This window comes from Hydrogenophaga sp. Root209, from assembly GCF_001428625.1.
GTDB lineage: Bacteria > Pseudomonadota > Gammaproteobacteria > Burkholderiales > Burkholderiaceae_C > Hydrogenophaga.
Map to the genome: position 1 here is coordinate 159,526 of NZ_LMIE01000002.1, position 26,648 is coordinate 186,173.

A 26,648-nucleotide genomic window follows, 5' to 3' on the forward strand; every position below is an offset into this window, starting at 1 on the left:
TCACACGGAGAACGCTGAACCATGTCCGACCTCATCCTGCACCACTACCCCACGTCGCCGTTTTCGGAGAAGGTGCGCCTGATCCTGGGACACAAGAAGCTGGCGTGGCAGAGCGTGAACATCCCGCGCATCATGCCCAAGCCCGACGTGATTGCCCTCACCGGTGGTTACCGACGCACACCCTTCCTGCAGATCGGCGCCGACATCTATTGCGACACCGCCCTCATCTGCGACGTGCTCGAACACCGCGAGCCCGAACCCACCCTTTACCCCGAGCACCTCAAGGGCATGGCGCGCGTGTTGTCCCAGTGGGCCGACAGCACGCTGTTCTGGGCCGCCATGGGTTACAGCCTCAGCCCCAAGGGCGCCGCTGCGCTGTTCGCCGGCCAGCCGCCGGAAGCGGCCCAGGCCTTCGCGGCCGACCGTGGCGCCATGCGCGGCGGCATGACCAGCCTGCGCGCGGGGGACGCGACTTCCGCCTGCAGGAGCTACCTGCGCCGCCTCTCCACCATGGTGGAAATGCACCCCTACCTGCTGGGCGACGCGCCCTGCGTGGCCGACTTCGCGGCCTACCACCCGCTGTGGTTCAGCCGTGTGGTCAACCCCGCCATGGCCGATATTCTGGACGCCACACCACACGTCATCGAATGGATGGACCGCATGGCCGCGATCGGCCATGGCAGCTTCAGCAAACTCACGTCCGAGCAAGCCATCGCCATTGCGGCCTCCGCACAGCCCGCGCCGCACACCGACGACACCTTCCAGGACGACCACGGCATTGCGCTGGGCAGCCGCGTCACCATCAGCGCCGAGACCTTCGGCCAGGAACCCACCGAAGGCATCCTGCGCGCGGCCACGCGCACGCGCTACACGCTGGAGCGCACCGACGAACGCGCTGGCCTGCTGCACGTGCACTTTCCGCGCATCGGTTTCGTGCTGAGGGAAGTGCGCGCTTGAATTCGACCTCACTGAACTGGCGCTGCCTGCCTTTTGATGCCCTGCATGCCCGCACGCTCTATGCCCTGCTGCAACTGCGCACCGAGGTCTTCGTGATGGAACAGAACTGCGTGTTCCAGGACATGGACGGCGCCGACGCGCGGTGTTTCCACCTGCTGGGCGAAACGGCGGACCAGACCTTGGTCGCCTACGCCCGCCTGGTGCCGGCCGGCCTGAAATTCAACGAGGCCAGCATCGGCCGCGTGGTCACGCTGCCGGCGGCGCGCGGTGGTGGCCTGGGCCATGTGCTGATGCGCGAAGCGGTGCAGGCCCTGCACGGCCTGTGGGGTGTGCAGCCCATCCGCATCGGCGCGCAGGCGCGGCTGGAAGCCTTCTACCGGCAACACGGCTTCGAGCCCATTGGCCCGATCTACATCGAAGACGGCATCGACCACATCGAAATGCTGCGCCCGGCCTGATTTTTTGACATACGCAAAAAGGAGACACAAATGATTCAGGACTTCAAAGGTAAAACCGCGGTGCTCACTGGCGCCGGTTCGGGCTTCGGTCTGGAGTGCGCGCGCATCGGTGCGAAGCTGGGCATGAACCTGGTGCTGGTGGACGTGCAGCAGGATGCGCTGGACGCGGCCACGGCCGAGATCGAGGCCACCGGCGTGAAGGTGCTGTCGCGCAAGGTCGACGTGTCCAGCCAGACACAGATGGAAGCGCTGGCCGCCGATGTGGAGAAGACCTTCGGCGCGCCACATTTCGTGTTCAACAACGCCGGTGTGGGCTCGGGCGGCCTGATCTGGGAAAACTCGGTGAAGGATTGGGAGTGGGTGCTGGGCGTGAACCTGTGGGGCGTGGTGCACGGCGTGCGCCTGTTCACGCCCATGATGCTCTCCGCCGCCAAGAAGGACCCGGCCTGGCGCGGCCACATCGTGAACACCGCGAGCATGGCCGGCTTGCTCACGCCACCCAACATGGGCATCTACAACGTGAGCAAACACGCCGTGGTGAGCCTCACCGAAACGCTCTACCAGGACTTGAAGCTGGTGAGCGACCAGATCAGCGCCAGCGTGCTCTGCCCGTACTTCGTGCCCACCGGCATCAGCCAGAGCCACCGCAACAAGCCCGCCGAGCTGGCTGACGAAAAGGCCACGCAAAGCCAGCTGATCGGCCAGGCCATGAGCGACAAGGCGGTGGGCTCGGGCAAGGTCACGGCGGCCCAGGTGGCGCAGCTGGTGTTCGACGCGATTTCAGCTGACCGCTTCTACATCTTCAGCCACCCACGCGCGCTGGGCAATGTGCGCGCGCGCATGGAGGGCATCGTGAACATCACCAACCCGGCCGACCCCTTCCTCGAGCGTCCCGAGATCGGCGAGGGTTTGCGCGCGGCGCTGCGCGCCGTGTGAGATCGAGATGGCCATGGGCGAGGGCGGCCACACCCTGTTCGACACCGCCATCGGTGTCTGCGGCATCGCCTGGGGCGCGGCGGGTGTGGTGGCGGTGCAGTTGCCCGAGGCCGACGCGGCCCGCACCCGTGCGCGGCTGCTGAAGGGTTTTCCGCCACTGCCCGAGGTCGCTCAGCCGCCGGCGCCGGTGCAGACGGCCATCGAGGGTGTTCAGGCTTTGCTGGAGGGCCGGTCGCGCAGCGATCTGCGCGAGATCGAACTCGACATGTCCCGCCTTACGCCGTTCCAGCGCGAGGTCTATGCGATGGCCCGCGCGATACCGCCCGGCCAGACCCGCACCTACGGCGAGATGGCCCAGGCCCTGGGCGATGCCGGCCTGGCCCGTGCCGTGGGGCAGGCCATGGGCCACAACCCGTTTGCCCCCATCGTTCCCTGCCACCGCGTGCTCGCGGCGGGCAGCCGCTCGGGCGGTTTTTCCGCCGCCGGCGGCGTGGCGACCAAGCTGCGCATGCTGCAGATTGAATGCGCGCAAATCGGCAGCGAGCCCGGCCTGTTCGATGGAGACGGCAGATGATCACTGCCACCGAACTGCTGTCTGGCGCCATCCGGGTGGTGGACTACCGCTGCAGCGCCGGCCCGGCCGAGAAGCCGTTCACCGAGGTGCACACAGGCCACTCGGTCTCCTACGTGCGCAAGGGCACCTTTGGCTACCGGGTGCGGGGCGCGTCGTATGAACTGGTGGCCGGCTCGGTGCTGGTGGGCCACCCGGGTGACGAGTTCATGTGCACGCACGACCACCACGTCTGCGGCGACGAATGCCTCGCGTTTCACCTCTCGCCAGGTTTCGTGGAGCTGGTCGGCGGCGACAAATGCACCTGGCGCACCGGCGGCCTCCCGCCGCTGCCCGAACTCATGGTGCTGGGCGAACTCGCGCAGTCGGTGGCCAATGGCCGCAGCGATGCCGGCCTGGACGAAGTGGGCCTGTGGTTCGCGTCCCGTTTCGTCGACGTCGTGACGGGCCGCAACCTCGCGCCGCAGAGCACGAGCGAGCGCGACCGCCGCCGCGCCGTGGAGGCCGCGATGTGGATTGCCGCCCATTCGCACGAGGACATCGACCTGGACCGGGCCGCTGGCGAAGTGGCCCTGAGCCCGTTCCATTTCCTGCGGCTGTTCTCGCGCGTGCTCGGCGTCACGCCGCACCAGTACCTGGTGCGTTCGCGGCTGCGCCACGCGGCACGGCTGCTGGCCGACAGCGAGCAACCGGTGACCGACGTGGCCCTGGAGGTGGGCTTTGCCGACCTCAGCAACTTCGTGCGCACCTTCCACCGCGCGGCCGGCGTGTCGCCGCGCGGCTTTCGCCAGGCCGCCCGAACGGGCCCGAAAAATGACCGCAAGATTCTCCAAGACCGCTTGAGCGCTTTGATCGACGATGACCGCCTGATCCACCCATCGAGCAGGAAGTCATCACCATGTACGACCACATCGGACTGAAAGTCAAAGACCTCACCGCAAGCCGCCGCTTCTACGAAGCAGCGCTCGCACCCCTCGGCCACGTGCTGGGTGCCCACGACGACACCTACGCCGGTCTGGGCCCGAAGGGCGCGCCGGCGCTCTGGCTCTACGCGACGAAGGGCTCAGAAGGCCCGGGCACGCACGTCGCCTTCCGCGCCGCCGACCACAAGGCGGTGGACGCGTTCTACAAGGCTGGTCTGAAAGCGGGCGCCCAGGACAACGGTGGCCCCGGCCCGCGCCCCGACTACAGTCCGACCTATTACGCGGCCTTCCTGATCGACCCCGACGGCAACAACGTCGAGGCTGTCTGCCCCTGAACAGGAGAAGCAGCATGGCCACCATCCACCACGAGATCGTCATTGAAGCCGGCCTGGACCAGGTCTGGGACGCGCTGCGCGACTTCAACGCCGTGCACCAGCGTCTGGCACCCGGCTTCGTGACCGACTGCCGCGCCGAGGAGGGCACCCGCGTCGTGAGCTTCGCCAACGGCATGGTCGCGCGCGAGCGCTTCGTGGGACTCGACGAAAAAATCCATCGCCTGAGTTACGCCATCGCCGGTGGCCAGCTCACGCACCACAACGCGTCGGCGCAACTGTTCGCGCAAGGCCCACAGCGCACCCGCTTCGTCTGGATCACCGATGTGCTTCCGCACGAGATGGCAGATTTCATTGGCGCCATGATGGCGCAGGGAGCGGTCGCGATGAAGCGGACGCTGGAAGTTGAAGCCCGACCCTGACTGAATCTTCAAGCGGGTTCTTGCGCTACCGGATGTGCGGCGGCCTTCTTCACCTGATTGCCCAGCACCAGCGCGCGTCCGGCAAAGATGCCACCGGCAGCTTCCATGTCCATGCGCTCGGCGTCGCGCCGGCGCAAGTGCTCCATCACCTCGTCGGCTTCTTCTTCGGCGGCGCCCAGGGTCAGGATGGCCTGGCGGCCCATGGCCATGGCGGACTCGAAGGTTTCGCGCACGAGGTAGCCCACATCGGCCTTCTTGCGCAGCTCCAGCACGTGTTCGCGGTCGAAGGCCCGCACCAGCAGCTCGGCCTGGGGAAACTCGGTTTGGGCCAGTTCGGCGAGGCGCGTGGCGGCTTCCTTGTTGTCCACACACACCAGGATGGCGCTGGCCGAGTGCGCGCCGGCCGCATGCAGCACGTCGGCGCGGCAGCCGTCGCCGTAGTACACCTTGAAGCCGTAGGCCTCGGCGTCGCGGATCATCTGCACGTTGTTGTCGATGATGGTGATGCTGGCGCCGCGCGCGATCACGCCCTGGCTGGCGATCTGCCCGAAGCGGCCGAAGCCGACCACCAGCACGCTGGCGGCCTGACCGTCGACGGCCTCGATGCCGTCCATGGACACACCCGGCTTGGTGGCCAGGCGCCGGTGCACCAGCACCACCAGCGGGGTGAGCGCCATCGAGAGCACCACGATGGCGGTCATGTTGGCGTTGACCACCGGGTCGATCACTTTCGCGCCGAGGGCCGCCGCGAACAGCACGAAGGCAAATTCACCGCCCTGGGCCATCAGCACGGCGCGGTCCAGCGCGTCGGCGTGTGAGCTCCTGGCAAAGCGCGCCACACCGTAGATGCACAGCGCCTTGACCAGCATCATGGCCACCACGCCGGCCACGATGATGGGCCAGTTGCTGGCCACCGCGGCCAGATCGAGCGACATGCCCACACTCAGGAAGAACAGGCCGAGCAGCAGACCGCGGAAAGGCTCGATGTCGGCTTCAAGTTGATGGCGGAAGGTGGATTCGGACAGCAGCACGCCGGCCAGAAAGGCCCCCATGGCCATGGACAGGCCGCCCACCTGCATGAGCAGGGCCGCGCCCAGCACCACCAGGAGGGCGGCGGCGGTCATGACCTCGCGCGCCTTGGCGTTGGCCAGCACGCGGAACAGCGGATTGAGCAGCCACACGCCAGCCGCGACCAAGGCCACCAGTGAGCCCAGGGCCAGGCCGATGGTGCCCCAGCGCGACGACGTGGCTGCCGCGGTTCCGGCCAGGTCGGGCGGCGCCATGAAGGTCACCACGGCCAGCAGCGGCACGATCAGCAGGTCTTCAAACAGCAGGATGGCGACGATCTTCTGGCCCCGTGGCTGGGCCATGTCGCCGCGCTCGCCGAGCAGCTGCATCACCACGGCGGTGGAGGTGAGCACGAAACCCATGGCGCTCACAAAGGACACGCCCAGCGGAAAACCGAAGGCCAGGCCCACGCCGGTGAGCAACAGGCCGCACACCACCACCTGCAGGCTGCCCAGGCCGAAGATCGCGCGGCGCAGGCTCCACAGGTGCGAGGGCTGCATCTCCAGCCCGATGACGAAGAGGTACATGACCACGCCGAGTTCGGCCGTGTGCAGGATGGTGGCCGGGTCGCTGAAGAGGCCCATGCCGAACGGCCCGATGGCCAGCCCGGCGGCCAGGTAACCCAGCACCGAGCCCAGGCCCAGGCGCTTGAACAGGGGCACGGCAACGACCGCTGCGCCCAGCAGGGTCACGACTTTGAGCAGATCGCCTGCGCTGCCTTCAACGGCCATGGGGTTTCTCCAGTGAAATGAACGGGGCTCGCGGTGGCGAAATTGTGACGCACGCGCACGACCTCGCGCCAGCGCGGCCATTCGCGTCTGACGACAATCGCAGGGATGTTCTTCACTCGCTACCTCAAGATGGCCCTGATCCTGGGCCTGCTCTCCGCCATCGGCCCCTTCGCCATCGACATGTACCTGCCGGCATTGCCCGACATCGGCCGCAGTCTGGGCGCCGAGGTCGGTCCCGTGCAGTTCAGCCTGACCGCCTTCTTCCTCGCGCTCGGTGTGGGCCAGTTGCTCTACGGGCCCGTGTCCGACATGGTCGGCCGCAAGCCGCCGCTGTACTTCGGCCTGGGCCTGTTCACGCTGGCCAGCATCGGCTGTGCGCTGGCCACCGACATTCAGACCCTGGTGGCGCTGCGATTCCTGCAGGGCCTGGGCGCGGCCGCCGGCATGGCGATCCCACGCGCCGTGGTGCGCGACCTGCACACCGGCGCCGACGCGGCGCGCCTGATGTCGCTGCTGATGCTGGTGTTCAGCGTTTCGCCCATCCTCGCGCCGCTGGCGGGCAGCGGCGTGATCGCGCTCACCGGCTGGCGCGGCGTGTTCTGGGCCGTGGCCCTGGCCTCGGTGGCTGGCCTGGCCCTGGTCTACGGAGCGCTGCAGGAAACCCGGACCGAGGCCGAGCGCGTGGAAAGCAGCTTGGGTAGCGCACTGCGCGCCTACGGTCTGCTGCTGCGCGACTGGCACTACCTGGGTCTGGTGGGCATAGGCGCCACGGCCATGGCTGGCTTCTTCGTCTACCTGGCGGGTTCGCCCTTCGTGCTCATCAACCACTACGGCCTCACGCCCGTGCAGTACAGCCTGGCGTTCTCGTTCAACGCCATCGCCTTCATCGGGGCTTCGCAGTTCACCGGCATGCTGGGTCACCGCTTCGGGCTGGTTCGGCTGGTGAAGGTCGCGGCCACGGCGTCGGGCCTGACGATGACCGCGATGCTGGTGTACTACCTCATGGGCGGCGACCAGCTCGCGGTGCTGATCGCGCTGTATTTCGTGGCCAGCGGCTTCATGGGCCTGGTGATCCCCACCACCTCGGTGTTGGCGCTGGAGAAGCACGGCGCCATTGCCGGTACCGCATCGGCGCTGCTGGGCACGCTGCAGATGCTGGGCGGTGCGGCCGCCATGGGCATCGTGAGCCTGTTCGCCACCGGCAAGCCGCTGCCCATGGTGGTCGGCATGGCTTCGGGCGCGCTGATCGGTGTGGCGCTCACCTGGATCACCCTCTCGGGCGATGCGCAAAGGCATCTGGCCGCCGAGGCGCACGGGTGACGGTCCCGGACGGTCTGCCTTCGCCCCAGCGCGGCAAGGCCGTGCTGGTGATCGTGCTGGGCATCGCCATGGCGGTGATGGACGGCAGCATCGTCAACCTCGCGCTACCGGGCATTGCGCGCGAACTGAACGCCGGTGCCTCGCAGGCCATCTGGGTCGTCAACGCTTACCAGATCGCTTCGCTGGTGATGCTGCTGCCGCTGGCCGCGCTGGGCGACCGCCTGGGCTACCGGCGCGTCTACCTTGTGGGCATGTCGCTGTTCGTGCTGTCGTCGATCGCGGCCATGCTCGCGACCTCGCTGCCCATGCTTACCGCGGCGCGTGCGCTGCAGGGCCTGGGCGCGGCCGGCATCATGGCCGTGAACACCGCACTGGTGCGCCTGATCTACCCGAGCTCGCGCCTGGGGCGCGGCATCGCGATCAACTCCATGGTGGTGGCTACCTCGACCATGGCAGGGCCGGCGGTGGCCGCGGCCATCCTCTCGGTCGCGTCGTGGCCCTGGCTGTTCGCGTTGAACGTGCCGCTGGGCCTGCTCACGCTCTGGATGGGTCGCCGCGCGCTCCCCACCAACCCGCCGCGCACCGAGGCGGCGCCGCAGTTCTCGCTCATCGACGTGCTGCTCAACGTGCTCATGTTCGCGCTGGTGTTCATCGGCGCCGACTACCTGGGCGTGCGCAGCGGCGCGGTCCACAGCGCCCCGGTGTTGGGCTGGGCTTTGCTGGCCGCCGGGGTGGCGGTGGGCATGGTATACATGCGCCGCCAATGGCACCTGGCCGCGCCGCTGTTCCCGCTGGACCTGCTGCGCATTCCGGTGTTCGCGCTGTCCATGGGCTCGTCACTGGGCGCGTTCTGCGCGCAGATGCTGGCTTTTCTCTCCTTGCCTTTCCTGTTGCTCGAAGTGCAGGGCCGTTCGCACATGGAGGCCGGCCTGATCATGACGGCCTGGCCGCTGGCCACCGTGCTGGTGGCGCCGATCGCGGGGCGCCTGATCGGGCGCTATCCCGCAGGCTGGCTGGGCGGCATCGGCATGGTGGTGTTCGCCACCGGCCTGCTGCTGGTGGGCCTGCGGCCCGAACAGACCACCGTGCTGGACATGGGCTGGCGCCTGGCGCTGTGCGGCGCGGGCTTCGCGCTGTTCCAGTCACCCAACAACCACACCATCGTGACCACGGCGCCGCTGCACCGCAGTGGCGCGGCCAGCGGCATGCTGGGCACAGCAAGGCTCACCGGCCAGACCTTGGGCGCGGTGATGCTGGCGGCGATCTATGCGGTGTGGAACCAGCACGATGGGCGGGGTGAGACGATTGCGCTGTGCCTGGCGGCGGGTTGCGCCTTGCTGGCGGGTGTCAGCAGTTCGCTGCGCGTCAGGCACTGAGCGCATGGGCAGCTCATGGGATTGCCATGGACGGGGGTGCCTCCACGGCCGTTGAGCGTGGTCCTGCTTCGACTACGATGTCTCTAATCGGCCAGAAGCGGACGTTGCAACGGAGCGGCATGCGCATCAAGTACACACGCTTTTCCCTTCTTGTCTGCCTTGCGGTTGGAGGTGCCGTCGCTGCGTTTTCCTCGCTCCGTTGGTTAGCTGCGACGTGCTTCGTATTGGCCGCACTTCTCATCAACGGCGCACTAGCCACATGGGAGGATTCACGCCCTGGCGGATTCGACAACCCTGATGGCACTGGTGGGCGCGTGCCAGTGGGGCCCATTCTGACGACGGTCGCGATAGCGGTCGGGGTCTTGCTAATGGGGGCGTGGATTCAGATTGGCTAGGGTCTGCCCTGGGCGCCGAACGGAACTTCACCCACAATCCGCAATGCGGTCCTTCAAGCCCCCGTTGTCTATGATCCATCGCACGGACCAAGCTGTTGGCGGTCCTCTCAGCTCATACGTTGGACGCAAAGACGCATGACCCAGAGTCCCGAATTGCTGCGGCGGTTGCTGCGTGCGAAAGATCGGATGGATGGCGCGTCCCATGAGGAATGGCCCATTCACCGACTTGCGCAAGTGAGCGCTGTTTCGCAAGCACACTTCTCGCGCTCGTTCAAGGATGCCTTCGGCATCCCTCCACACCGTTACCTGCTCACACGTCGTATCGAGCGAGCCGTTGCGCTGCTCCGTGACACAGATTTGCCCATCACGGAGATTGCGTTTCAGACTGGCTGGAAGAGCCTTGGCACTTTTGGGCGAATTTTTCGAGACATCACTGGCGAGGCCCCGGGAAATCTTCGAGCTCACGAACAGTCTGCACTGCACTTGCATGAATATGTACCGGAGTGCGTCGTGCGCGCAGCCCACCGGCCAGACCTCAGGATCGCAGTTTCGGAGAAGCGGCGAAAGAAAGCCGCTGAGAAAATCGAACCTCCATCAACGGAGGTTCTATGACTCAAGGTGTAGATGTGGTCGGTCTGTATGTGCGGGACCAGGGTGAGGCACTGGCGTTTTACGTCGAAAAACTCGGATTTCGCGTCCACACGGATGTTCGCAACGGTGACTACCGCTGGCTCACGGTACAACACCCGGAGCAACCCTCGTTTCAACTCGGCCTGTTCAAGCCGGGCCCGCCGGTGCATGACGCCGCAACGGCACAGGCTCTGCGCGAGGTCGTGGCCAAAGGTGCCATGCCACCGCTGGTGCTCGTGGTGGATGACTGCCGTGCCGCCTATGAACGGCTGAGGGGGAATGGCGTGGAGTTCACGCAAGAGCCTGTCGATCGCTACGGTGCTGTAGACGCGGGCTTTCGTGACCCGTCGGGCAATGGATGGAAGATGATCGAAGCCAGGTCAAAGTCACCGTCGCAGAGGTCGAAATGAGCTGGAACCTCTGGATGCGGCAAAGCCACCGGTGGATATCCATCGTTTTCACGCTCACGGTCATCGCCAACTTCGCGTACAGGGCGATGACATCGGGCGAGCCTCCGACGTGGCTGACCTACTCGCCGCTGCCATTGCTCTTTCTTCAGCCGTTTTCCGGCTTGTACCTGTTCGCACTTCCGTATACGGCCAAATGGCACATCGGCAAACGATCCTGACAAGTCCACCCGATGCCCCGAGGCGTTGTTACCGCAATGCCAACCCCTCGGCCAGCGCCCGCACCGACAGCGGCGCACACCCTTCGGCCTTGTTGCTGATCGTCACGTAGGCGTTCTGCCCGGCGCCGGTCACGCCGGCGATGGTGCGCACCAGCAGCGCGCGGGTCTCGTCGTCCGCGTCATGAATGCGGTCGTAGGGGCTGTACTCCTTGCGCGCGTCTTCGTAACCGTAGGCGCCGTGCAGCGGGTTGAGGTTCCAGCGGCAGACCATGGGGCCGGGCCAGAGCGCGCGCAACAAAGGCAGCTGTTTATCCAGCCGCGGCATCTTGGCGTGCAGGCACAGGCACCAGGTGGCGCCAGCTTCGCGCAGCACGGCAGCGAGCTCGTGCACAAAGGGTTCGTCCAGCCACTCCGGGTCGCGCACCTCCACCGCCAGCACGCCGTCGGGAGCGGTGGGTGAAAGTGGTGGCTGGGCCAGCAGGAGCTTGCGCAGGCGCTGCAGCACCAGCGGCAGGTTGTGAAGCAGGTGCCGTGGCATCGGGCTGAGCTGGAACACCAGTGCACCCACCTTGTGGCCCAGCCCTGCGAGCGCGGGCGCCACGAAGTCCTGCGTGGCCAAGGCTGGGTCCAGAAACGCCGGGTTGGGTTGGCGGCCTCGGTCGTCCTCGCCGCGCACCAGCGCATCGGTCACGTGGCTGGGCGCCTTCACCACAAAGCGGAAATCGTCCGGCACCTGGGCCGCGTAGCGCGCGTACTGGCCTTCGGTGAGCGGGCGGTAGAAGCCGCGGTCCAGGCTCACGGTTCGCATCAGGGGATGCTGAGCGTAAGCCGCCAGTCCTTCTTTCGAGAGTTGCGCATCGGGGTAGTCGCCATCCCACACCAGGCCGGCCCAGCCAGGGTAGGTCCAGGACGAGGTGCCCAGGCGCAGGCGCGTCGGCATGGCCGAGGCCAGCGCCTGCAGGGCCGCGTCGGGTGGGGCGGCGCTGACGCCCGTTCGCTGTTTGCGCGCGGCTGGGGCAGCGGGTGGCGCAGGTGTGGGTGGGTCGCCGAAGAGGTTGTCTTGCATGGTGGACGGGCGCCGGAGACCTGGCCAAACCGCCACCCGGATGGCACCGATGGTAGCCCGGCGTGCTCAGTGAAACAGGCGCTGCAGCCAGCTCCGCGCGCCCGTGAGCGGTTTTCGCATGGCCAGTGGCAATTGGCCGCCAGCCGATGCAAAGTCGATTTCAAAGTCGAGATCGTCCGACACCTGGGCCCGGTGTCGCGTGGTGCGCTCAGGCACCGCCAGCAGCTGCCGGTGGCGGGTCAATGCGGATCGCAGCGTGCGGTTCAGGTATTCAGGGCCAGCGGGTTTGGCAATGAAGCGGTATATCTGGCCTTCGTTGATCAGCCGGCCAATGACTGCGCTGTCGCGCTCCTGGCTGTAGACCAGCACGACCACCTGGGGTTGGTTGCGGCGTACGGCCCGGATCAGATCCATCTGTTGCGAGCGCGCGCCCTGGATGTCGGTGATCAGCACGGCCATTTTCTGTCGCGTCAACTGGTTCACCGCTTCTCCGATGTCAGTGGTGCAAACGATGTTGGTCGCGGTTTTGATGGAGGCCTGCCACTGGGCGGCTGCTTTGCTGTCGTTGTCGAACACCAACACCCCCTCGTGAAAGGTGTCAGACCCGTCGGCGTCCAGGGTGTCCTGGCAATCGACCCAGGACGTCTGCGTCATCCGGGCCACCCTGGCTGCATCGCTGACAGTGTCCAGCAGCTTCTGGTTGTCCCAGGGTTTGGAGATGAAGCGGAAGACCTCGCTCTCATTGACCGAACTCAGCACGGCGTTGAAGTCGGAGTACCCCGTGAGCAAGAGCCGGATGCTGCGCGGCGATACCTGCTTGGCCCGCTCGAGAAATTCGGTACCGGTCATGCCCGGCATGCGCTGATCGCTGATCACCACGTCGAAGTTCTCGGCACTCAGCAAGGCCAGCCCGTCGAGCCCGCTGCCCGCCACGGCCACCTCGTATTGGCCGCGCAGGAGCCAGCGCAAGGACCGCAGCAGGCCGGGCTCGTCGTCGACGCACAGCACCCTGGGCAGTGAAGCGTTGCTCATGGTCATGCCGCCTTGTCGACAGGCAGCCGCACCCGAAACTCGGTGCCCAGTCCAACGTCGCTGCTGACCTGGATGTCGCCGCCGTGTTCTTCCACGATGTTGCGAGCGATCGCCAGACCCAGGCCCGTGCCCTCGCCGTCGGGTTTGGTGGTGAAGTACGCCTCGAAGATGCGGGGCAGCACATCTGCCGGAATGCCGGCGCCGGTGTCGCGGATGCTCACGGTGATGAAACGGGCGTCGGCCTGGGTGGACACGGTGATCGTGCCCGCGCCCTGTATGGCCTGAGCAGCGTTGTTGATGAGGTTGAGGAACACCTGATTGAGCTGCGACACGTTGCATTCGATTGAAGGCAAGGGCTTGAATGACCGCTCCAGGGTGATCTTGGTCGAAATCACCGTCTTGGCGATGTAGCACACGCTGCCCAGCGCGGTGTTGAGGTTGACCTCCGCGGTGTGCGCACGGTCCAGACGGGTGAAGCTGCGCAGGTTGTCCACCAGCTCGTTCATCTGTTCCATGCCCATGAGCACGTCGCTGAGCATCTCACGCGCTTCGCGCACCTCCAGCATCGCGGAGGCGAGTTCTCTCGCCTGGTGCTCATCATTCAGGGGCTCCATCAGGGCGTCTGGTTCGCTGGTCACCACGTCAGCGCTGCAGATCGAATGACGTATCTGTCGGTGCACGGCGCCCTCCAGCTGATCCAGCGCCTGGATCGACATGAGCACGTTGTTTTTGGAGAAGGCCAGGGGCGTGTTGAGCTGGTGCGCCACGCCTGCCACCATCTGCCCCAGCGACGTCATCTTTTCCGACTGGGCCAGGCGCTGCTTGGTGGCGTCGCTTTCACGGGCTTGGCGCTCGATGACGGTCTGGGCGCGGCGCACGATGCTCAACAGAACGACATACAGCAGGGCCAGCAGGCCTGCCACGATGACCAGTTGCTGGTTGGAGCTGCTCTGCACCTGCTGGTGGTTGCTGGCGGCCTGATCGGCCAGGCGGCTCTGGTTGGCCTGCGCGACCTGCTTGAATTCGCTCGATGTCGCCTTGATCTGGCCCAGGAAGGATGTCACGTCGGCGTACACCTCGAACACGCCCACGACGTTTTGACTTCCCGGCTCGATGACGGGCAGGTAGCTGGCGATCAGGTCGCGGTTTTCCACCACACCCTGCAAAGCGCTGAACTTGTCGCGGAAGGTGAGCTCGCTGATGGACTTGCCCTCGCTTGCCGCACTCTTCCAGCCGGCGCTGCCGGATTTGTCTTCACCGATCTGACCAAGCTCGGTGGAATAGACCGTGATGCCGCTCATGTCGTACACCTTGATCTTGAAGATGGTGCTGCCTTGCATCGCTTCACGCACACGCGCATCCAGCGGGCCAAAACTGGGCAGTGTCTGAAGCCGTGCGCCGGCCTCCTTGAAGCATGCCTTTTTCTCCGCAGTGGCAACCGCTTTTCCTTGTGCGTCCACGGCATCGACCAACGCCTTGCATTGTGCTAAGTCGACCGATCCGATCTCGGCCAGATAGGGCGTGAGGTCGCTCGCCCACAGGGCATTGGAGAAGAGCCGCGTCAGGTTCACGTTCCCTTGTTCGTTCACCGCGAGCAGGTCGCGGCGCGCCACGGCATCGGCTCGGGTCACGAAGTCGGACTGGATGTCGCTCAGCGTCTGCGCCTCCTCGGCTTGCACCTCTTGAAAAAAATTGGACTGGCGCTGTTCGAAATACATCAGGGTGGCGGCGACCACACCGAAGGCGACCAGACTGGTGGCTGTGAAGTAGCGGGTCAAGCGGAAATAGTTGCTCATGGGATCTCCGGCGGAGGAATGGAAACCGACGCCATCAATTCAAGGGGACCGCATGTTGATGGCCTTGGCGGGCTGGCTGCGATACTAGGTAGGGGTATGAAAACGACCCATACTCCAAGGGAAGTATTTCGTCCTCGAACCAAGATCCATCGGTGACAAAAGTCATGGCCGCATCAGAAAAAAGTTCTCTGATGGCAGCCTCGCCTGACGAAAAATCAGCTTGCAGGCGTGTGGCAAACTCCCTCGCTTTTTCAACCTCCTCAGACATTCGCCCCAGAGGCGAGAAGAGCCACAGATGCAGAACATCGTTGCGCAAATCGCGCAGGAAATCCGGGTTGGCGTTCACCAGGTCCAGGCCGCCGTGGACCTCATCGACGGCGGGGCCACGGTGCCCTTTATTGCGCGCTACCGCAAGGAAGCCACCGGCGGGCTGGACGACATCCAGCTGCGAGAACTGGCCTACCGGCTGGACTACCTGCGCGAATTGGAAACCCGCCGCGAAACCATCCTCAAGAGCATCGATGAACAAGGCAAGCTCACGCCTGAATTGCGCGCGGCCGTGATACTGGCGCCCACCAAGCAGGAGCTGGAAGACCTCTACCTGCCGTTCAAGCAACGTCGGCGAACCAAGGGCCTCATCGCCCGGGAGTTCGGCATCGAACCCCTGGCCGACCAACTGTTCGCCGATCCGACGCTGGACCCGGCCACCGAGGCCGCAGCGTTCACGCGCCCGCCCGAGGTGCTGGACGACGGCAAACCCGGCGCCGACTTCTCCACCGTGCCGGCCGTGCTCGACGGCGTGCGCGACATCCTGAGCGAGCGCTGGGCCGAAGACGCCGCGCTGCTGCAGAACCTGCGCGAGTGGCTCTGGAGCGAGGGCCTGCTCAAGAGCACGCTCGTGGCCGGCAAAGACGAAAACGCGCCCGAGGTGGCGAAGTTCCGTGATTACTTCGACTACGACGAACCCATTTCGCGCGTGCCCTCACACCGCGCGCTGGCGGTGTTTCGCGGGCGTTCGCTGGAGATCCTGGACGCGAAGCTGGTGCTGCCGGAGCCTGAGGTGGCGGCTTCGACAGGCTCAGCCCGAACGGTGGTGCCGTCGCTCGCCGAGGGCCGCATCGCTCTTCACCTGGGCTGGAGCCACAAGGGCCGCGCGGCCGACGACCTGCTGCGCAAGTGCGTGGCCTGGACCTGGCGCGTGAAGCTCTCGCTCTCCAGCGAGCGCGACCTGTTCGCCCGCCTGCGCGAGAGTGCCGAGACGGTGGCGATCAAGGTGTTCGCCGACAACCTGCGCGACCTGCTGCTGGCCGCACCGGCCGGCCCCAAGGTGGTGATGGGCCTGGATCCGGGCATCCGCACCGGGGTGAAGGTGGCGGTGGTCGATGCCACCGGCAAGCTGGTGGACACCGCCACGGTGTACCCGCACGAACCCCGGCGCGACTGGGATGGTGCCCTGCACACCCTGGCCCAGCTGGGTCGCAAGCACGGCGTGAACCTGATCGCCATCGGCAACGGCACCGCCAGCCGCGAGACCGACAAGCTCGCCGCGGACCTCATCAAGCTGCTGGAGAAGGCCGGGCAGGGTGGGGTGCAGAAGGTGGTGGTGAGCGAAGCCGGCGCGTCGGTGTATTCCGCGAGCGAATTCGCTTCGCAAGAGATGCCCGACGTGGACGTGAGCCTGCGCGGCGCGGCCAGCATCGCGCGCCGTTTGCAGGACCCGCTGGCCGAGTTGGTGAAGATCGATCCCAAGAGCATCGGCGTGGGCCAGTACCAGCACGACGTGAACCAGAGTGAACTGGCCCGCACGCTGGACGCGGTGGTGGAGGACTGCGTGAACGGCGTGGGCGTGGATCTCAACACCGCCAGCGTGCCGCTGCTCTCCAAGGTGTCGGGCCTCTCCGGCAGCGTGGCCAAGGCCGTGGTGCGCTGGCGCGAGGCGCATGGCGCGTTCCGCAACCGCCAGCAGCTGATGGACGTGGCTGGCCTGGGCGCCAAGACCTTCGAGCAGAGCGCGGGTTTCCTGCGCATCCGCGGTGGTGACAACCCGCTGGACATGACGGGTGTGCACCCCGAGACCTACCCGGTGGTCGAGCAGATCATGAAGAACACTGGCAAGCCGGTGGCCGAACTCATGGGCCGTGCCGACATGCTCAAGACCTTGCGACCCGAGCTGTTCGCCAACGAGCGTTTCGGTGTCATCACGGTCAAGGACATCCTCGGCGAGCTCGAGAAACCCGGTCGCGACCCGCGCCCGGACTTCCAGGTGGCGCGCTTCAACGACGGGGTGGACGACATCAGCGACCTGCGCGAGGGCATGATCCTGGAAGGCACGGTGAGCAACGTGGCCCAGTTCGGCGCCTTCATCGACCTGGGCGTGCACCAGGACGGGCTGGTGCATGTGAGTCAGCTGGCGCACAAGTTCGTCAACGACGCGCGCGAGATCGTCAAGACCGGCGACATCGTCAAGGTCAAGGTGATGGAAGTGGATGTGGCGCGAAAGCGCATCGGCCTGTCGATGAAGCTGGGCGAGGCGCCAGGACGCGGCGCAGGGCAGGGTGGGGGGCCGCGAGACAACCGCTTCGAGCCGGTGCGCGCGGGTCGCCCGGAGGGGCGACATGCCCCTGGTGGATCGTCGGCCGCGGCCCCCTCGGCCATGGCCTCGGCGTTTGCCCGACTCCAGGGCGCGAGCAAAGACCCAAAGCGGTGACAAGGGCCGGTGCAAGGGCGGGGTGAATACCGGCCGGGGGAGGCCTCGGGCAGGGCTCAAGTTGGGGGCGTTGGAGCCGATACAGGAGAAGACATGCCTTCACATGCCTTCATCACGCCCAAAGACCCAAAGTCTCCATCGGACTTCATCCCATGCAACTCGAAGCCCTGCTGAACTTTCCCCGCGCGCTGCCTGCCATGTCGCGCACCGTGTCCGACCTGCTGGCGGAGATGAACAAGGACGACCCGAATCCCAAGCGGGTGTCCGACCTGATTTCCCAGGACCCGTCGCTCACCACGCGGGTGCTGCGCCTGTCCAATTCGGCCTTCTTCCGGGTCAGCCGCAAGATCGGCAGCGCCGAGGAAGCGGTGGCGATGCTGGGCATGACGCATGTGCGTTCGCTGGTGATGGCCGCGGCCCTGGGGTCCAGTTTCAAGAACGTGCCCGGCGTGAACCTGCCGCAGTTCTGGCGCTACAGCCTGCGCGTGGCCGACATCTCCAAATCCCTGGCGGGCGTGCTGCGCCAGAACGAGAGCAATGCCTTCACCGCCGGCCTGATCCACGCCATCGGCGACCTGATCATGCACATCGCCATGCCCGATCTCATCGCGCCCCTGGACATGGGCACACCACCGCTGGACCTGCAGCGCGCCCAGGCCGAGTTGTCGGTGTTTGGCTATACCTATGCCCAGGTGGGCGCCGGCATGGCAGAAAAATGGCAGTTCCCCACGACCATCGTCGCGGCCCTGAACAACCAGATCAGTCCCTTCGAGGGCGAGTCCTACGATCCGCTGGGTGGTGTGCTGCACCTGGCCTCGTGGCGCGCGCGCGCCGAGGAAATACAGCTCGACGAAAACGGCCTGGTTGCCACCTTTCCGGACCTGGTGGGCCTCTCGCTCGGGCTCGATCTGGACAGCGTGCTGGGCAAGGACCCGTCGGAGTGGTCGTTCAGCCAGGCGCTGGGGGCATTCATTGACTGAAAAAGACCTCAAGTGCGGAGGCTTTGAGGCGATAAAAAGTACAGCAAACCCCATTCGGGTGGGCACCTAAGGCGGGGAAAAGACATGCAACTCGACAAGCTTCTGAAACGGCCCGATGCCTTGCCCTCGGCCCCCAAGGTGGTGCGAAAACTGATCGAGACCTTCGACCAGGAAAGTGTCGATGCGATGCAGGCTGCGTCGTACATCGAAGACGATCCGGTACTCACCGCCAAGTTGCTCAAAACGGCGAACTCGGCCTTTTTTGGCCTGCACCGCTCGGTGTCCAGCGCACGCGAAGCGATCCAGGTGCTGGGCCTGATCAAGGTGCGTGCGCTCGTCATTGCCGCCTCGCTCGGCGAGGGCTTTCACGCGGTGGGTGGCGTCAACCTCAACCAGTTCTGGCGCTACAGCCTCAACACAGCCAACCTCTCGCGCTACATCGCGCTGCCAATCCGGATCGACGAGAACACGGCGTTCACCGCGGGCTTGATCCATGGCATCGGCGAGCTCGTGATGCACGTGGGCATGCCCGAGGCCATGATCGATCTGGACCGCAGCGTACCCATGCTCGACCTCAAGCGCTCTGCGGCGGAGCGTGGCCTGTTTGGCTACAGCTACGCCGAGGTGGGTGCCGCCCTGGCACGCGAGTGGAATTTCCCCAAACGCATGATCAACGCCATCGAACACCAGACAGCACCGTTCGAGAACGAGGTGTACGAACCGATTGCCGGCGTGATCCACATCGGCTCCTGGCGTGCCCGCGCCGAGGAGCAGTCCATGCGCTCCGAACTGTTGATCAACACCTACCCCGATCCGGTGGGCCTGGTGCTGGGTATCGACCCCGACACCGTGGTGGCTGAAGAGATCCCTTCCATCTCCCGTCACACCGAGATCACCGAGGCCGAAGAAACCCCGGGCGACCAAGTCACGTCGTGAGGGCGTGCTGCGACACAATCGCAGCCCATGCAAGCCCTTCGCCTCTACGCTGGCCCGCGCGCGCGCCAGCACATCCAGCAACACGGTTTGCACCCGCAACACGTGGGTGTGATCCCCGCCGCCGCCGGTGGGCCCAAGGGCCTGATCCTGGGCTCCCTCGACCGCTTCCTGTTTGGCCACTGGTTGCCGCGCAGCAGCCAGCCCGTGCATCTGGTGGGCGCCTCCATCGGCGCGTGGCGCATGGCCACGGCCTGCCTCGGTGCCTCGGTGGCGGCTTTCGAACGGCTGGAGCGTGACTACATCGCACAACACTACGTCTTGCCCGCAGGCCAGAAGCGGCCGACGCCTGACCAGGTCAGCGAGCAATTTGGTGGCAGCTTGAAGCTCTTTTATGGTGGGCGCGTTCAGGAGGTGTTGAACCACCCGCGCTACCACCTCCACATCGTCACCTCGCGCGGGCGCCACGTGCTGGGTCGCGAGGGCCGCGTGCGAACACCTTTGGGCTATCTGGGCGCGTTCGCGGCCAACGCGCTGCACCGCAAGGCGCTGGGTGCCTGGCTGGAGCGGGTGGTGTTTTCAACGGCCGCCGAGTTGCCGTTTTCAACACAGGACTTCCGCACCCGCCAGGTCCCACTGAGTGGGGCCAACTTCATGGATGCGCTGCAGGCCAGCTGTTCCATTCCCTTCGTGCTGCGCCCGGTGCATGGCATCGAGGGGGCTCCGCCCGGTGCCTACTGGGATGGTGGCATCACCGACTACCACCTGCACCTGCACTACCAACCGCCCGCCACGGCACCGATCGTGCTGTATCCCCACTTCCAGCAAGCGGTGGTGCCGGGTTGGCTGGACAAGGCCTGGAAAGGCCGGCACCGCAGCAGCGCGGCACTGGACAACTTGCTGGTGCTCGCGCCCGATCCGGCCTGGGTGAAAACGCTGCCCAACGCCAAGCTGCCGGATCGCCAGGACTTCACCCGATACGGGTCCGATCTCGCCGCGCGCATGAAGGCCTGGAACGCCGCGACCTCCGCCAGCCAGCAATTGGCCGACGAGTTCGCGCAATGGCTGGAGCGACCCGACCCGGCTCGGGTGCTGCCGCTGTGAAGCAGCGGGGCAGGGGGATAATTGCGACCATGTCCGCCGAGCCTTCCGCCACCATGTACCTCACCGCCGCGCTCTACCAGTTCGTGGATCTGCCCGACTTCGCCGGCCTGCGCGAACCGCTGCAGGCCTGCTGCGACGCGCACGGCGTCAAGGGCACCCTGCTGATCGCCAGCGAGGGCATCAACGGCACCATTGCCGGGCCCGAGGCCGGTGTGCGCGCCGTGCTGGCGCACCTGCGATCCGACGCGCGCCTGGCCCGTCTGCCCCACAAGGAATCCTGGAGCGACCACCCGCCGTTTCACCGCATGAAGGTGCGGCTGAAGAAGGAGATCGTGACCTTGCGCGTGCCGGGTCTCGATCCGAACAAGACCGTGGGCCAATACGTCAAGCCGCAGGACTGGAACGCCTTGCTGGCCGACCCGGACGTGCTGGTGATCGACACCCGCAACGACTACGAGGTGGCTATCGGCACTTTCTCGGGCGCAGTCAACCCCAACATCAAGACCTTCACGGAGCTCCCCGCCTGGCTCGACGCCCAGCCGGCCTTGCATGGCGGGAAGAAACCCAGGGTGGCGATGTTCTGCACCGGTGGCATCCGCTGCGAAAAGTCCACCGCGCTCATGAAGATGCGCGGGTTCGACGAGGTCTACCACCTCGAGGGCGGCATCCTCAAATACCTCGAGGAGATCCCGCCCGCCCAGAGCACCTGGGAAGGCGAGTGTTTTGTGTTCGACGAGCGTGTGAGCGTGGGCCACGGCTTGCAGCCCGGCCCCCACGAGCTCTGCCGCTCGTGCCGCTGGCCGCTGAGCGCGGCCGAGAAGGCGTCGCCGCTGTACGCGAAGGGGGTGAGCTGTCCCCATTGCCACGACCAACGCAGTCCGCAGGAAAAGGCACAACTGGCCGAGCGACAGCGCCAGGTCGAACTGGCGGAGTCACGCGGGCAGGTGCATGTGGGCGCGCGGCAGGGACGGCCCGACGACGCCCCGCAAGGGCCGGCTTAGCTGCAGGCAACTGACCTGGCCACGGAGCAGGGCGGCTGGTGTGGCCCAGCCTGCGGCCTTGAAACCAGCGCGGCGCAACAGGTGCAGTGACACGAGGTTGTCACTGGCGATCATCGCCTCCACCCTGAGCATCCTCAGCGCCTTCGCCTCTTGAATGAGATCTGCCAGAAGAACGCTGGCGGCACCCTGTTTCCAATGGTGGCGATCCGTCTGGTAGACCAACATGGCGAAGTCACCCTCGTCTGTGCCGTGCACGGTCAGGCTGCCCCGGCCCACCCACTGCGGGGAATCGCCTCGGGTGGTCACCCGGGTCAGGAACTGCTCGCGGTGCTGGCACGCCAAGAGCATGTCGAAGGCCTGCTCAAGGCCGACATCGCTGTAGTAGCGAGGCAGGTGCGGTTCATTGAAATGCTCAAACGGTTCACGGTTGTTCCGTTCGAATTCCACGAAGGAGGCACGATCCGTCGGCGCCAGTGCTCTGGTGAAAAACCGTGACATCACACAGGCAGCGGAAGGTAGTGCGCGTAGCTTGAATGACCACCTTCGCCCACATCGGTCACCCGGTGCGCCATGGGGCGGGCAGCCGCCTCCAACAAGACCGGATGGTGCCGTTGCGCGATCGCCCAGTAGGGCTTGTTCAGCAGCATGGTGCGCAGGTGCCGGCCTTCGCGCGTGGCCTCCACCCACTGCCCGGCGGGTGCCAGCTGAGCGGGCGACGGGTTGCGTCCATCGATCAAGGCCAGCCATGTGTGACCAAACAGGAGGATGTTGGCCATCAGGGAGCCGCGCGCCAGACGGCAGGCTTGTTCTAACAACAACAGGGCCTTGCTCGCGTTGCCCTCGGCGTATTCCACCATGCCCTCCACGGCCAGGGCCGTGGCCTGCCGCGTCTGAAGCGGGCGGTGTTCGTGGCGTGCCTGCAGTCGCTGAAGCAGGGCGCGAGCCGCACGCCGGTTGCCTGCCACCAGGGCCAGCTGGGCCACAAAGAGCCAGTGGTCCTCTGCACACCAGATACCAAAATCGGCCATCTCCTCCATGGCTTTCTCGGCCAGCGACAGTGCCTGGACCGCGTCTCCCGCCAGATAGCACCGACGGGCCTGCAACCAGCGAGCCACCGCGCTGCCCATGGGCGCCGAGCGCAATGCCGGTTGGTCGACCGCGTTCATGCAGGCGACCAGACCGGCCTGGTCGTCGCAACGCGCGTGAAAACTGCCCAGTTGAAGATGGGCGAACAGTTGCGCGAGTGCAGATTCTCCCTTCTCACTCGCATGCAGGCCGGCTTCAAGTTGCCGTCGACAGGTCGCCCACTCTCCTCGCGCACAGGATTGAAGGCCATGCAACACCTGTATCCAGGCGGTCATGGGTGTCAGACCCAGCCAGCGCGCTGTAGCCAATCCGTCGATGGGGTTTTCGGCACCACCGGTTTGCCCCATGCCCATGTGGTCCAGCTCGCATCGCAGCAGATGCACACGGCACACCATGTCAGGGGAGGGCACCTGGCTCACCAGGGTGGCGGCTTCTCGCCACAGCACGGAGGCCTCGCTGGACTTGCCCGCAAACGCCAGCACGTGAGATGCAAGCAGCAGTGCTCTGGCGTGGCATGCATGCGGCGCCGCATGGCGCACCATGGCCACACCATTCATGGCCTGCTCGACGGCCTCCGCTGTGCGGTGCTGCAGCAGCTGGTACTTGGCACTGCAGAGAAGCGCCCATCCTTCGTGCGCGCAGTCCTGTGCCAGGCGAGCCAGGTGTGCCATGCGCTGGGTGAGCACGGGAGTGGCCTCGTCTGCTCGCTGAGCCATCACCAGCACAAACTCGGCCCAGATGTGCAGAGGACACTGCGGCATGTCGACACAGATCGCCATCAGTGGCATGGCCTTGACGGTCTGATCAAGAGACACCGACAGCGAGACCAGCTGGCTCGCGTCCTCCCAGAACGTCGCCTCATGCCCCGGGGTGAGCTGCACCCCCGATCGCGTGCGAGCAATGAGCGCGACTTCTCGCGCCGCACGCAGGGCCAATTCGGCCGGGGCAGGACCTTCGATCTGGTTGCCATGACCGATGCCGTCGATCTGCATCCACCATTCAAGGCGGAACTGATCGCCCAGTGCCGTCATTCGGCTTCGCACCATCGGTATGCCGATCTCCCGGATGCTGGGTCTCTGATCTTCAGCCCAGTGGGTGCCATCTTCTTCCAGCGATTCATGCAGCCGGATCGCTTCGCTGGCCGGGACGGTGGGCACGCCATGCCCATGCAACACGTGGGTCGCTACCGAGATCAGGCCGTATCGGACCCAGGACAGGTCTGCGCGGGGAAGGGCGCAATCGGTGGGTAACCACAGGATGCGGGTGGGGCCCGGTGGGCGCGCCGGGGGCGTAGCGTGCGGCGAGTGGATGGCCTTTCGCACTTCACTGGCAAACCGATAGCCCACCCGGTGAACGGTCTTGATCGGGCCGGGCTCCTTGCCGGTGATCCCCAGCGCCTTGCGAACCTTCATGATGCTTTGCGCGATGACCGATTCGGAAACGAAGTGGTTGCCCCACACGTGCTCCAGCAGTTCGTCCTTGCTGGCGACCCGCCCTTCAAGCTTCAGGAGGTACAGAATCAGGTCGAACGAGCGGCGCTCGATCTTCTGGGCCACCCCGTCGCGCAGCAGTTCTCGCGTGTCGCTGCGAATGACGCAATTCGCGAAGTGATACTCCTCCCGCCAGGCACTGCTTTTTTCCGTCATCTTGGATTCCTTGTGGGCGATTCGCCATGCCATGTCTCCACTTCTTCGAGTTTTCGAGCCAATCAGTTCAGAGGCCCCCACCGCCTGCCATCTGCGCTGGGAGCTGCCCCGGCCTGGACAGCCAGCCTGCGGCGACGTTGCCAAACCACCATAAATACGAGGTAAGTATTAATTAATTCGAATAGATGCGACTTTATAGAACGTTGGAACGACGAGCACCATAGGTTCGTCGACCTAGGCACCGACCCGTTTTGGAGCTGAAAAATAAAAAGGCCCCGACATGGGGGTGTCGAGGCCTGCTACCTGCAGGGCTCACCGAAAAACGGCGGCCCTTGTCGGATGCGAAATGGGCGGTTCGGACGCTATCGAAAACTTCTCAGGTCTTCAATGGTCTTGCCATCCTTGGGAAGGGTGCCGGGAGCGAACAAGGCGACTTCGGTGCGGAGTTTGGTGATGTCGCGCACCGCGTCCTGGATACGCCGCTCCAAACCTTCGGAAGGGTGGGTCACTTCTGCTTGAAACACCATGTGGTCCGAGGCCATTTCACCACTGACAACCAGTCGGGCGCCGCAAATTTCGGTGAATCGCGCCGATACCGCCTTCACCTGTGCTGGGTGGACGAACATGCCGCGCACCTTGGTGGTCTGGTCGGCGCGGCCCAGCCACCCTTCAATGCGCATATTGGTTCTGCCCGTCGGGCATTGACCTGGCAAAAAGGCAGAAAGGTCGCCCGTTGCAAAGCGCACCAAGGGGTAGGTAGGGTTGAGCGTGGTCACCACCACTTCCCCGATTTCTCCGACGGGCACCGGTTCACCGGTCCCAGGCTGCACGATCTCAAGGATCAGGTTTTCATCCAGCACCATGCCTTCCAGTGCGGATGTTTCGTACGCCAGCAAACCCAGGTCGGCCGTGGCGTAGACCTGATAGACTTGGATGCCTCTGTCCTTGAACCACTGTCGCAGGCTCTCCGGGCAGGCCTCTCCACTGAACAGGGCGCGGGTCAGGGTGGGCAATGCCTGCCCCATGTCGGCCGCTCGCTCAAGAATGATCTTCAGAAAACTGGGGGTGCCGGCATAGACGCTGGGCCCGAGGTCGGCCATGGTGCGCACCTGGAGTTCGGTCTGCCCAGTACCGGCCGGCAACACGGTGCACCCCAGCGTCAAGGCGCTGGACTCAATGATCGCGCCGGCTGGCGTGAAGTGGTAGCTGAAGGCGTTGTGGATCAGATCGCCGCGCCTGAAACCTGCCGCATGCATCGCACGCGCGACGCGCCAGTAGTCCTTCAAGTGCCCTTCGGGTTCGTAGATTGGTCCTGGGCTGGCAAAAACCCGCGACATGGCGGGTCCAAACCGGGCGCTGCTGAAGCCCCCGAACGGATCGGATCGGGCCTCACGGCCTTGCTTTTGCAAGGCCACCAGGTCATGTTTGCGGGTGACGGGCAAGTCCGCGAGGGCCTCGCGCGTGCACACGGTGGCCGGATCCACGTCTTTGAAGATTTCGGCGTAGGCCCAGGTGTTGCGCTTGGCGTGGGCAACCTGCCGAGCCAGCTCCTGCATCAATTGCGCCTCGCGCACGGCAGGGGCACGGGTCTCCAACGCATCAAAGTATTCGTTCATACCGGTCCCCTATGCCAACCAGCGCTTCCTGCGCTTGTAGCTTTTCACGTCCTTGAAGTTCTTGCGCTCGCCACCGCCCATGCCCAGGTAGAACTCTTTCACGTCCTCGTTGTTGCGCAACTCGCTGNCCAGCGCTTCCTGCGCTTGTAGCTTTTCACGTCCTTGAAGTTCTTGCGCTCGCCACCGCCCATGCCCAGGTAGAACTCTTTCACGTCCTCGTTGTTGCGCAACTCGCTGGCCAGGCCGTCCATCACGATGCGCCCGGACTCCATGATGTAGCCGTAGTCGGCGTACTTCAGCGCCATGTTGGTGTTCTGCTCGGCCAGCAGGAAGGTGACCTTCTCCTTCTGGTTCAGGTCTTTGACGATCTCGAACACCTCTTCGACGATCTGCGGGGCCAGGCCCATGGAGGGCTCGTCGAGCAGCATCACGCTGGGGTTGGTCATGAGGGCGCGGCCGATGGCGCACATCTGCTGTTCCCCGCCCGAGGTGTAGGCGGCCTGGCTGGTGCGCCGGGTTTTCAGGCGCGGGAAGTAGGTGTAGACCTTCTCCAGGTTGCGCGCGATCTCGCCCTTGTCCGTGCGGGTGTAGGAGCCGGTCATGAGGTTTTCCTCGATGGTCAGGTGGGCGAAGCAGTGCCGACCTTCCATGACCTGCACCACGCCGCGGTGCACCAGGTCGGAGGTGCTCAGGTTCTCGATGCGCTCGCCGCGCAGCTCGATGCTGCCCTTGGTGACTTCGCCGCGCTCGGCCTTCAGGAGGTTGGAGATGGCGCGCAAGGTGGTGGTCTTGCCCGCGCCGTTGCCCCCGAGCACGGCGGCGATCTTGCCTTCGGGCACGTTGAGCGAGACGCCCTTGAGCACCAGGATCACGTGGTTGTAGATGACCTCGATGCCGTTGACGTTGAGGACGGTGTTGGGGGTTGTCATGGTGT

Annotated in this window: 24 protein-coding genes and 1 pseudogene; 17 read left to right on the forward strand and 8 right to left on the reverse strand. The window is 65.4% G+C overall.

The window, feature by feature from the left end; translation table 11 throughout:
- Positions 1-21 precede the first annotated feature (21 nt).
- From ASE11_RS03465 to ASE11_RS03495, 7 genes are read left to right on the forward strand one after another with little or no spacing between them, the layout of a single operon-like run.
- Positions 22-957 carry a glutathione S-transferase family protein gene (locus tag ASE11_RS03465; RefSeq protein WP_056266143.1) on the forward strand — a complete coding sequence of 312 codons (936 nt, stop codon included), beginning with the start codon at positions 22-24 and terminating at the stop codon, positions 955-957.
- The gene (locus tag ASE11_RS03470) at positions 954-1,415 is read left to right on the forward strand and encodes a GNAT family N-acetyltransferase (protein WP_056266147.1); all 462 of its coding nucleotides are present in this window, start codon (positions 954-956) and stop codon (positions 1,413-1,415) included. The genes ASE11_RS03465 and ASE11_RS03470 overlap by 4 nt, the downstream gene beginning before the upstream one ends.
- 30 nt (positions 1,416-1,445) lie before the next feature.
- Positions 1,446-2,351: an SDR family oxidoreductase gene (locus ASE11_RS03475; RefSeq protein ID WP_056266150.1), complete on the forward strand. Its 906-nt coding sequence runs from the start codon at positions 1,446-1,448 to the stop codon at positions 2,349-2,351.
- A 7-nt stretch (positions 2,352-2,358) separates the two neighbouring features.
- Positions 2,359-2,925 carry a methylated-DNA--[protein]-cysteine S-methyltransferase gene (locus tag ASE11_RS03480; protein WP_056266154.1) on the forward strand — a complete coding sequence of 189 codons (567 nt, stop codon included), beginning with the start codon at positions 2,359-2,361 and terminating at the stop codon, positions 2,923-2,925.
- A complete protein-coding gene (locus tag ASE11_RS03485) occupies positions 2,922-3,842 on the forward strand; it encodes a helix-turn-helix domain-containing protein (protein ID WP_056266158.1) in 921 nt (306 codons plus the stop codon). The genes ASE11_RS03480 and ASE11_RS03485 overlap by 4 nt, the downstream gene beginning before the upstream one ends.
- Positions 3,821-4,180, forward strand: coding sequence for a VOC family protein (locus tag ASE11_RS03490; protein WP_056266161.1), 360 nt, complete (start codon positions 3,821-3,823; stop codon positions 4,178-4,180). Before ASE11_RS03485 ends, ASE11_RS03490 begins: the two co-directional genes overlap by 22 nt.
- Positions 4,181-4,194: 14 nt before the next feature.
- The gene (locus tag ASE11_RS03495; RefSeq protein WP_056266164.1) at positions 4,195-4,599 is read left to right on the forward strand and encodes an SRPBCC family protein; all 405 of its coding nucleotides are present in this window, start codon (positions 4,195-4,197) and stop codon (positions 4,597-4,599) included.
- Positions 4,600-4,607: 8 nt separating this feature from the next.
- Here the strand turns inward: ASE11_RS03495 and ASE11_RS03500 are convergent, their stop codons facing one another.
- Positions 4,608-6,398 (reverse strand): monovalent cation:proton antiporter-2 (CPA2) family protein, encoded by a 1,791-nt coding sequence (locus tag ASE11_RS03500; protein ID WP_056266169.1) that lies wholly within the window; start codon positions 6,396-6,398, stop codon positions 4,608-4,610.
- Positions 6,399-6,503: 105 nt separating this feature from the next.
- Here ASE11_RS03500 and ASE11_RS03505 point away from each other — a divergent pair, with 105 nt between their 5' ends.
- The 5 genes from ASE11_RS03505 (at position 6,504) to ASE11_RS03525 (ending at position 10,747) form a co-directional block, all read left to right on the forward strand.
- Positions 6,504-7,718: a multidrug effflux MFS transporter gene (locus ASE11_RS03505; RefSeq protein ID WP_056266172.1), complete on the forward strand. Its 1,215-nt coding sequence runs from the start codon at positions 6,504-6,506 to the stop codon at positions 7,716-7,718.
- Positions 7,715-9,094, forward strand: a complete 1,380-nt coding sequence (locus tag ASE11_RS03510; RefSeq protein WP_056266176.1) for an MFS transporter — start codon at positions 7,715-7,717, stop codon at positions 9,092-9,094. Before ASE11_RS03505 ends, ASE11_RS03510 begins: the two co-directional genes overlap by 4 nt.
- Positions 9,095-9,624: 530 nt before the next feature.
- The gene (locus ASE11_RS25165) at positions 9,625-10,101 is read left to right on the forward strand and encodes a helix-turn-helix transcriptional regulator (protein ID WP_082585489.1); all 477 of its coding nucleotides are present in this window, start codon (positions 9,625-9,627) and stop codon (positions 10,099-10,101) included.
- Positions 10,098-10,529, forward strand: coding sequence for a VOC family protein (locus ASE11_RS03520; RefSeq protein ID WP_056266185.1), 432 nt, complete (start codon positions 10,098-10,100; stop codon positions 10,527-10,529). The genes ASE11_RS25165 and ASE11_RS03520 overlap by 4 nt, the downstream gene beginning before the upstream one ends.
- Positions 10,526-10,747 carry a hypothetical protein gene (locus ASE11_RS03525; RefSeq protein ID WP_056266190.1) on the forward strand — a complete coding sequence of 74 codons (222 nt, stop codon included), beginning with the start codon at positions 10,526-10,528 and terminating at the stop codon, positions 10,745-10,747. The genes ASE11_RS03520 and ASE11_RS03525 overlap by 4 nt, the downstream gene beginning before the upstream one ends.
- Before the next feature lie 28 nt (positions 10,748-10,775).
- On the opposite strand, the gene ASE11_RS03530 is transcribed toward ASE11_RS03525, so the two are convergent.
- From ASE11_RS03530 to ASE11_RS03540, 3 genes are all read right to left on the reverse strand, one after another.
- A complete protein-coding gene (locus tag ASE11_RS03530; protein ID WP_056266193.1) occupies positions 10,776-11,813 on the reverse strand; it encodes a DUF72 domain-containing protein in 1,038 nt (345 codons plus the stop codon).
- A gap of 66 nt (positions 11,814-11,879) precedes the next feature.
- Complete coding sequence (locus ASE11_RS03535; protein WP_056266196.1) at positions 11,880-12,845, reverse strand: response regulator; 966 nt, start codon at positions 12,843-12,845, stop codon at positions 11,880-11,882.
- Positions 12,846-12,847: 2 nt separating this feature from the next.
- Positions 12,848-14,641, reverse strand: coding sequence for a sensor histidine kinase (locus ASE11_RS03540; RefSeq protein ID WP_056266201.1), 1,794 nt, complete (start codon positions 14,639-14,641; stop codon positions 12,848-12,850).
- A 295-nt stretch (positions 14,642-14,936) separates the two neighbouring features.
- Between ASE11_RS03540 and ASE11_RS03545 the strand changes: the two genes are divergently transcribed.
- The 5 genes from ASE11_RS03545 (at position 14,937) to ASE11_RS03565 (ending at position 21,366) form a co-directional block, all read left to right on the forward strand.
- Entirely contained in the window at positions 14,937-17,348 is a 2,412-nt protein-coding gene (locus tag ASE11_RS03545; protein ID WP_056266204.1) for a Tex family protein, read from the forward strand.
- Between the two features lie 152 nt (positions 17,349-17,500).
- Entirely contained in the window at positions 17,501-18,328 is an 828-nt protein-coding gene (locus tag ASE11_RS03550; RefSeq protein WP_056266207.1) for an HDOD domain-containing protein, read from the forward strand.
- A gap of 84 nt (positions 18,329-18,412) precedes the next feature.
- Positions 18,413-19,264, forward strand: coding sequence for an HDOD domain-containing protein (locus ASE11_RS03555; RefSeq protein WP_056266209.1), 852 nt, complete (start codon positions 18,413-18,415; stop codon positions 19,262-19,264).
- Positions 19,265-19,291: 27 nt separating this feature from the next.
- Positions 19,292-20,365, forward strand: a complete 1,074-nt coding sequence (locus tag ASE11_RS03560) for a patatin-like phospholipase family protein (protein WP_056266213.1) — start codon at positions 19,292-19,294, stop codon at positions 20,363-20,365.
- Between the two features lie 29 nt (positions 20,366-20,394).
- The gene (locus tag ASE11_RS03565) at positions 20,395-21,366 is read left to right on the forward strand and encodes a rhodanese-related sulfurtransferase (RefSeq protein WP_056266216.1); all 972 of its coding nucleotides are present in this window, start codon (positions 20,395-20,397) and stop codon (positions 21,364-21,366) included.
- On the opposite strand, the gene ASE11_RS26100 is transcribed toward ASE11_RS03565, so the two are convergent.
- The 4 genes and pseudogenes from ASE11_RS26100 to ASE11_RS03585 form a co-directional block, all read right to left on the reverse strand.
- Positions 21,298-21,864, reverse strand: coding sequence for a GNAT family N-acetyltransferase (locus tag ASE11_RS26100; RefSeq protein WP_056266220.1), 567 nt, complete (start codon positions 21,862-21,864; stop codon positions 21,298-21,300). The genes ASE11_RS03565 and ASE11_RS26100 overlap by 69 nt on opposite strands.
- The gene (locus ASE11_RS03575) at positions 21,864-24,131 is read right to left on the reverse strand and encodes a winged helix-turn-helix domain-containing protein (RefSeq protein WP_056266223.1); all 2,268 of its coding nucleotides are present in this window, start codon (positions 24,129-24,131) and stop codon (positions 21,864-21,866) included. The genes ASE11_RS26100 and ASE11_RS03575 overlap by 1 nt, the downstream gene beginning before the upstream one ends.
- Before the next feature lie 329 nt (positions 24,132-24,460).
- Complete coding sequence (locus ASE11_RS03580) at positions 24,461-25,714, reverse strand: phenylacetate--CoA ligase family protein (RefSeq protein ID WP_056266228.1); 1,254 nt, start codon at positions 25,712-25,714, stop codon at positions 24,461-24,463.
- Between the two features lie 128 nt (positions 25,715-25,842).
- Positions 25,843-26,643: pseudogene (locus ASE11_RS03585) on the reverse strand (ABC transporter ATP-binding protein); the annotation flags it as partial.
- Positions 26,644-26,648 lie beyond the last annotated feature (5 nt).

Excerpts from the sequence above, each read along its gene's own strand:
- ASE11_RS03465 (WP_056266143.1), top strand. The coding sequence starts at position 22 with ATGTCCGACCTCATCCTGCACCACTACCCCACGTCGCCGTTTTCGGAG.
- ASE11_RS03475 (WP_056266150.1), top strand. The coding sequence starts at position 1,446 with ATGATTCAGGACTTCAAAGGTAAAACCGCGGTGCTCACTGGCGCCGGT.
- ASE11_RS03480 (WP_056266154.1), top strand. The coding sequence starts at position 2,359 with ATGGCCATGGGCGAGGGCGGCCACACCCTGTTCGACACCGCCATCGGT.
- ASE11_RS03485 (WP_056266158.1), top strand. The coding sequence starts at position 2,922 with ATGATCACTGCCACCGAACTGCTGTCTGGCGCCATCCGGGTGGTGGAC.
- ASE11_RS03490 (WP_056266161.1), top strand. The coding sequence starts at position 3,821 with ATGTACGACCACATCGGACTGAAAGTCAAAGACCTCACCGCAAGCCGC.
- ASE11_RS03495 (WP_056266164.1), top strand. The coding sequence starts at position 4,195 with ATGGCCACCATCCACCACGAGATCGTCATTGAAGCCGGCCTGGACCAG.
- ASE11_RS03500 (WP_056266169.1), bottom strand. The coding sequence starts at position 6,398 with ATGGCCGTTGAAGGCAGCGCAGGCGATCTGCTCAAAGTCGTGACCCTG.
- ASE11_RS03505 (WP_056266172.1), top strand. The coding sequence starts at position 6,504 with ATGTTCTTCACTCGCTACCTCAAGATGGCCCTGATCCTGGGCCTGCTC.
- ASE11_RS25165 (WP_082585489.1), top strand. The coding sequence starts at position 9,625 with ATGACCCAGAGTCCCGAATTGCTGCGGCGGTTGCTGCGTGCGAAAGAT.
- ASE11_RS03520 (WP_056266185.1), top strand. The coding sequence starts at position 10,098 with ATGACTCAAGGTGTAGATGTGGTCGGTCTGTATGTGCGGGACCAGGGT.
- ASE11_RS03525 (WP_056266190.1), top strand. The coding sequence starts at position 10,526 with ATGAGCTGGAACCTCTGGATGCGGCAAAGCCACCGGTGGATATCCATC.
- ASE11_RS03530 (WP_056266193.1), bottom strand. The coding sequence starts at position 11,813 with ATGCAAGACAACCTCTTCGGCGACCCACCCACACCTGCGCCACCCGCT.
- ASE11_RS03535 (WP_056266196.1), bottom strand. The coding sequence starts at position 12,845 with ATGAGCAACGCTTCACTGCCCAGGGTGCTGTGCGTCGACGACGAGCCC.
- ASE11_RS03540 (WP_056266201.1), bottom strand. The coding sequence starts at position 14,641 with ATGAGCAACTATTTCCGCTTGACCCGCTACTTCACAGCCACCAGTCTG.
- ASE11_RS03545 (WP_056266204.1), top strand. The coding sequence starts at position 14,937 with ATGCAGAACATCGTTGCGCAAATCGCGCAGGAAATCCGGGTTGGCGTT.
- ASE11_RS03550 (WP_056266207.1), top strand. The coding sequence starts at position 17,501 with ATGCAACTCGAAGCCCTGCTGAACTTTCCCCGCGCGCTGCCTGCCATG.
- ASE11_RS03555 (WP_056266209.1), top strand. The coding sequence starts at position 18,413 with ATGCAACTCGACAAGCTTCTGAAACGGCCCGATGCCTTGCCCTCGGCC.
- ASE11_RS03560 (WP_056266213.1), top strand. The coding sequence starts at position 19,292 with ATGCAAGCCCTTCGCCTCTACGCTGGCCCGCGCGCGCGCCAGCACATC.
- ASE11_RS03565 (WP_056266216.1), top strand. The coding sequence starts at position 20,395 with ATGTCCGCCGAGCCTTCCGCCACCATGTACCTCACCGCCGCGCTCTAC.
- ASE11_RS26100 (WP_056266220.1), bottom strand. The coding sequence starts at position 21,864 with ATGTCACGGTTTTTCACCAGAGCACTGGCGCCGACGGATCGTGCCTCC.
- ASE11_RS03575 (WP_056266223.1), bottom strand. The coding sequence starts at position 24,131 with ATGGCATGGCGAATCGCCCACAAGGAATCCAAGATGACGGAAAAAAGC.
- ASE11_RS03580 (WP_056266228.1), bottom strand. The coding sequence starts at position 25,714 with ATGAACGAATACTTTGATGCGTTGGAGACCCGTGCCCCTGCCGTGCGC.